The organism is Neisseria sp. P0022.S010 (genome assembly GCF_051956635.1).
On record NZ_JBQCXF010000190.1, the window covers coordinates 1 to 5,404 of the forward strand.

The following is a 5,404-nucleotide window of genomic DNA, read 5'->3' on the forward strand; positions in this document are numbered from 1 at the left end:
AGTCGTCGCGGCTGACTTTGGATTCGATAATCAGCACTTGGTCGGATTTGAGGTAGTCGGCGCAGTTTTCCAGCGTCTGGCCGCTGACCATGATTTCAATCTGCCCGCTCAAATCTTCGAGGCTGACGAAGGCGATTTTGCCGCGCTTGCCCATCATGGTGCGCACGGCGGTCACGAATCCGGCGAGGCGCACGCTGTCTTGCGGTTTCAGACGACCTAATTTGGTCGGGGCGATTTGGCGGACTTCTTGGGCATATGGGCCGAACGGGTGACCGGACAGGTAAAAGCCGATGACGGTTTTTTCTTCGGCGAGTTTTTCCGATTCGCTCCACATGGGCGCATCGATGAGCTGCACCGGTTCGATGGCGTCTTCCATCATGTCGAAAAGCCCGCCCTGATTGGCGTTGGCGGCTTTTTGGTCGGCGTTGTTCATGGCGAGGTCGATGTTCGCCAAGAGCATGGCGCGGTTGGGTTCGATGCTGTCGAACGCGCCGCCGCGTATCAGGGCTTCGAGGGTGCGGCGGTTCATGTGTTCTTTGCCAACGCGCTCGCAGAAGTCCAAGAGGCCGGTAAACTTGCCGCCGCTTTGCCGCGCGGCGATGATGGATTCGACGGCGGCTTCGCCCGTGCCTTTAATCGCGCCAAGTGCGTAGCGGATTTTCATGTTCGGATACGGCGTGAAGCGGTAGTCGGATTCGTTGATATCGGGCGGCAGGAACTCGATGCCGTTGGCGCGGCAGTCGTCGTAGAAATGCTTGAGCTGGTCGGTGTTGTCCAATTCAGACGACATGGTCGCCGCCATAAATTCGGCGGGGTAATGGGCTTTGAGCCATGCGGTCTGGTAGGAAATCAGGGCGTAGGCGGCGGCGTGGGATTTGTTGAAACCGTAGCCGGCGAATTTTTCCATGTAGTTGAAGATTTCGTCGGATTTTTCGCGCGAAATGTTTTGCTTTGCCGCGCCTTCGGCGAAGATTTCGCGGTGTTTCACCATTTCTTCGGGCTTTTTCTTACCCATGGCGCGGCGCAGCAGGTCCGCGCCGCCGAGCGAGTAGCCGCCGATAATCTGCGCCGCCTGCATCACTTGTTCCTGATACACCATAATCCCGTAGGTTGGCGCGAGGATGCCTTCCAACAGCGGGTGGATGTATTGGAATTCCTGACCCTTCATACGCGCGACGAAGTCGGGGATGTTGTCCATCGGGCCGGGGCGGTAGAGCGACACGAAGGCGATGAGTTCTTCAAACTTGGTGGTATGCGCCGTTTTCAGCATTTTTTTCATGCCGGTCGATTCGAACTGGAATACGGCGGTGGTGTTCGCATCGCGGAAGATTTTGTAGGCGGCTTGGTCGTCGAGCGGGATTGTGCCGACATCGACAATATCGCCGGTGGTGTTTTTGATGTTGTTCTGCGCCATTTCGATAATGGTCAGGTTGCGCAGACCCAAAAAGTCGAATTTCACCAAACCCACGTCTTCCACGTCGCCCTTGTCGTACATGGATACGGGCGAGGCGGATTCGTCCGCCTGATACACGGGGCTGTAATCGGAAATCTTGCCCGGCGCAATCAACACGCCGCCCGCGTGCATACCCAAACCGCGCGTCAAATCTTCCAGCTTTTTCGCCAGCGTAATCAGTTCGTCCGCTTCTTCCGCTTCAATCAATTCCTGAATTTGCGGCTCGGCCTTCATTGCATCGTCCAGACCCAGAGGTTTGTTGGCTTCCAACGGAATCAGCTTGGACAGTTTGTCGCACAGCATAAACGGCAGCTCCAGCACGCGCCCCACGTCGCGGATGACCGCTTTGGACGACATCGTGCCGAAAGTCACAATCTGGCTGACCGCTTCCGCGCCGTATTTCTCGCGCACATATTCAATCACGCGGCCGCGGTTTGCCTGACAGAAGTCCACGTCAAAGTCAGGCATGGAAACGCGTTCGGGGTTTAAGAAACGTTCGAACAGCAGCGCGTATTTCAGCGGGTCGAGGTCGGTAATTTTCAGCGAATACGCCACCAGCGAACCCGCGCCCGAACCGCGTCCTGGCCCTACCGGACAGCCGTGCGTTTTCGCCCAGTTGATAAAGTCTTGTACGATAAGGAAATAGCCGGGGAATTTCATCTGGATGATGATGTTCAACTCAAAATCCAGCCGCTCCTGATATTCCGGCATTTTCGCCGCCCGCTCCGCCTCGTCGGGATAAAGCTGAACCATGCGTTCCTGCAACCCCTCGTTTGACAGTTTCACCAAATAATCGTCCAGCGACAGGCCGTCCGGAGTAGGGAAGAGCGGCAGGAAGTTTTTGCCTAATGTGATGTGCAGATTGCAGCGCTTGGCGATTTCCACCGTGTTTTCGAGGGCTTCGGGCAAATCGGCAAAACGTTCGGCCATGGTTTCCGGCGGAATGAAAAATTGGCTCGGCGTGAAATCGCGCGGACGTTTTTTGTCCGTCAGTACCCAGCCGCCAGCGATACACACCCGCGCCTCGTGCGCGTTGAAATCATCGCTGCTCATAAACTGGGTCGGATGCGTTGCCACTACCGGCAAACCCAGTTCCTCCGCCAGCTTCACGCTGCCGGAAACGCAAGCCTCCCATTCAGGGCGTTCGGGCAGGCGTTGCAGCTCTAAATAAAACGCATCGGGAAACCACGCCGCATACTTCAACGCCGCCGCCCGCGCCGCTTCTTCATTGCCGTTCAATAGATTCACGCCCACTTCGCCGTAATGCGCGCCGTTCAAACAAATCAAGCCGCTGTTGTCGCCGTTTGCCAGCCATTCGGGGTTGAGTTCCGCATGATGGACATTGCGGTCTTTGCCGACATAGGCCTCCGTCAAAAGCTCGCTCAAGCGCAGATAGCCCGCATCGTTGCGGATAATCAGCATGGCGCGGAACGGCTTGTCGGGTGCATTCGGATTGCCTATCCACACATCCGCCGCGCCGATGGGCTTAATTCCTGCACCGCGGCAGGCTTTATAGAATTTCACCAAACCGAATTCGTTCATCAAATCGCTGATGCCCAAAGCAGGCAAACCGTATTCCTGCGCTTTGGCAATCAGTTTTTTAATCCGCACCATACCGTCGGTAATCGAAAATTCGGTATGCAGGCGCAGGGGGATGTAGGTCGGCTCGGTCATGGCAAAATCGGCGTGAACAATAAAAGGCATATTGTAGCAGGGTTGGCGGTTAAAGGCCGTCTGAAAACCAAATGTAATGGGTTTGGATAAAGCAAATCAAACAGAAGGGGGCTTTCTTTCAGACGGCCATGTTAAAATATCGCCATTATTGAAAAGGATTAAATGATGGAAGCAACAGTCTATCTTGAAGATAATGAATACATCGCTTTATGCGACCTGTTGAAATTGGCCGGCCTTGCCGAAAGCGGGGGACAGGCAAAAGCGTTTATCGCTGAAGGGCTGGTGTTGCGCAACGGCGAAACTGAAACCCGTAAAACCGCCAAAATACGCGGCGGCGAAGTGATTGAATTTGACGGCGCTCGCTTGGAAATTGCCGATGGATACGACCCTGAAGAATAAAGCCGAAGCCATCTTGGGCGAGCCGCTTTTAGACGAACCTATCCGCCCCGAGTCGTGGGAATGTTGCGGCAGCGAGTGCGGCGATGCCTGTATCCAGACAATGTATTGGGCGGAAAAAGCCCGCTATGATGCACAACGGCGGAAATTGAAAGAAGCAGGTTGGGTAGGCGGCGAAGATGAGGCAAAGGCCGTCTGAAAACGATTGGCTTCAAACAATGCTGCATTAAAGCTAATGCCGTCTGAAAGTTTCAGACGGCATTGGCTTTTTTAAAGTTTAAATTAAGATTTTGTTACCTCGGAAGCGGTTGCATTTTCAGGTGTGTCAGGTGCAGCATCTGCAGGAGCCTGATAATCTGTATTTTGCGATGAAGAGGGCTCGGCATTGTCATAGTTATCATGTTTATGATGCTTATCATGTTTACCAAAGTGTCGTTTGTCTTGATCGTCATCTTGTACTACTGCCAATACTTTGCCGTTTTGAGCATCAACCAAAGCTTCGTATTCAACGCCGTCTTTCAAGATTTCTACTTTGTAACGGCCGCCCAAATGTTGTTTGTATTTGTAATCGACATCTTTAACGACGCCGCCCACTTCTGCTACCGCTGCTGCGGCTGCTTGCTGGCCGGAAACCTTTGCAAACATACCTTCTTTGAAAGCCATGGTACCTGCCGCACCGGCAACGCCCAAACTTGAAGCAATAATACCGGCAATGATGAGTTTTTTTGAAATAAAAGCGTTAATGCGTTTCATGATTTTCTTTCCTACTGTGTTGTTGAACGATGAATGCATTCTATGCCTCAACAATTAGCTGAATATGAGCAAAACGCTAAGATGTGTAATGGGTTGCAATACTAAAATTAACATTTTAATAATAATGAGGAACGAAGCCGCGTCTTTCAGACGGCCTTGCTGATATGTTGTGATGGCATATTTGGCGCAGATTGTGGTTTGCGTGTGAAAACAAAAAAAGCGTGATGAAAAAAAGGGCATGTGTGAGACATGCCCTGAATTAAATGGTAAATGCGATGGTGAGAAACCAAATGACGGAATAAGATTTGCGGTTGGTCAACTTATCTCATTCCGCCTTGTTTTACAATCATTCAGGCGATGCTTCGCCTGCAAGATTTTCGATTTCTTCGCGATGCGCGTCAAACCATGAGCCGACCACTTGATTGACTTCGTCCATGCCTTGCTTTTTCAGGCTGGAGAACAGTTGAACGCTGATTTTTTGACGCTCGGTGTAGGGTTTGAGTGATTTTTTAACCGCCGCCAAAGTTTTAATCTGGTCGTTTTTAGACAGCTTGTCTGCTTTTGATAGCAGGATATGCACGGGGCGGCCGGTGATGTGGAAAAAGTCCAGCATTTGAATGTCTAAAGCTTTGAGCGGATGGCGCGAGTCCATAATCAAAATCAGGCCGATCAGTTGGCGGCGTTGTTGCAGGTAGTCGCCCAAGAGTTTGACCCAGTGCGTACGGATGGCCTCCGGTACTTGCGCGTAGCCGTAGCCGGGCAAATCGACCATGAAATTGCCGTTTTCCAGTTCAAAGAAATTGATGTGTTGGGTGCGTCCCGGTGTTTTGGAAACGTAGGCAAGGCGCACATGATTGGTTAAAGTATTGATGGAACTGGATTTTCCTGCATTGCTTCGGCCGACAAAGGCAATCTCGGCCGGCGTGTCGGGCAGGTCTTTCAGATGGTTGACCGTTGTAAAGAATTTGGCGTTTTGAAAAAGATTCATCAGTATTTCCTTGCATGGAAACAAAACTGCAACATCATAATTTGTATCGGGCATTTATGTTGCAGCAGTTTGGTAATTTGAGTAGTAATTTAATGTAAACTTGGTATAGAATAGCACGTTTATAGAATTATCGGTTTTAA

5 protein-coding genes are annotated in these 5,404 nt (G+C 51.6%); 2 read left to right on the forward strand and 3 right to left on the reverse strand.

Annotated features, from left to right (window positions below):
* Positions 1-3,127 (reverse strand): DNA polymerase III subunit alpha (dnaE, locus tag ACTHUT_RS13385; protein ID WP_440418882.1); only part of this gene is annotated, 3,127 nt, incomplete at its 3' end.
* Between the two features lie 165 nt (positions 3,128-3,292).
* Between dnaE and ACTHUT_RS13390 the strand changes: the two genes are divergently transcribed.
* Complete coding sequence (locus ACTHUT_RS13390) at positions 3,293-3,526, forward strand: RNA-binding S4 domain-containing protein (protein WP_002221492.1); 234 nt, start codon at positions 3,293-3,295, stop codon at positions 3,524-3,526.
* On the forward strand, positions 3,504-3,722 hold the full coding sequence (locus ACTHUT_RS13395; protein WP_154953096.1) for a hypothetical protein: 219 nt from the start codon (positions 3,504-3,506) through the stop codon (positions 3,720-3,722). Before ACTHUT_RS13390 ends, ACTHUT_RS13395 begins: the two co-directional genes overlap by 23 nt.
* Positions 3,723-3,805: 83 nt before the next feature.
* On the opposite strand, the gene ACTHUT_RS13400 is transcribed toward ACTHUT_RS13395, so the two are convergent.
* Together ACTHUT_RS13400 and yihA are read right to left on the reverse strand one after the other, a co-directional pair.
* Positions 3,806-4,276, reverse strand: coding sequence for a PepSY domain-containing protein (locus tag ACTHUT_RS13400; protein WP_250599526.1), 471 nt, complete (start codon positions 4,274-4,276; stop codon positions 3,806-3,808).
* A 346-nt stretch (positions 4,277-4,622) separates the two neighbouring features.
* A complete protein-coding gene (gene yihA, locus ACTHUT_RS13405; RefSeq protein ID WP_250599528.1) occupies positions 4,623-5,264 on the reverse strand; it encodes a ribosome biogenesis GTP-binding protein YihA/YsxC in 642 nt (213 codons plus the stop codon).
* Positions 5,265-5,404 lie beyond the last annotated feature (140 nt).

Coding starts and splice junctions, on each gene's coding strand:
- yihA (WP_250599528.1), bottom strand. CDS start 5,264: ATGAATCTTTTTCAAAACGCCAAATTCTTTACAACGGTCAACCATCTG.
- ACTHUT_RS13400 (WP_250599526.1), bottom strand. CDS start 4,276: ATGAAACGCATTAACGCTTTTATTTCAAAAAAACTCATCATTGCCGGT.
- ACTHUT_RS13395 (WP_154953096.1), top strand. CDS start 3,504: ATGGATACGACCCTGAAGAATAAAGCCGAAGCCATCTTGGGCGAGCCG.
- ACTHUT_RS13390 (WP_002221492.1), top strand. CDS start 3,293: ATGGAAGCAACAGTCTATCTTGAAGATAATGAATACATCGCTTTATGC.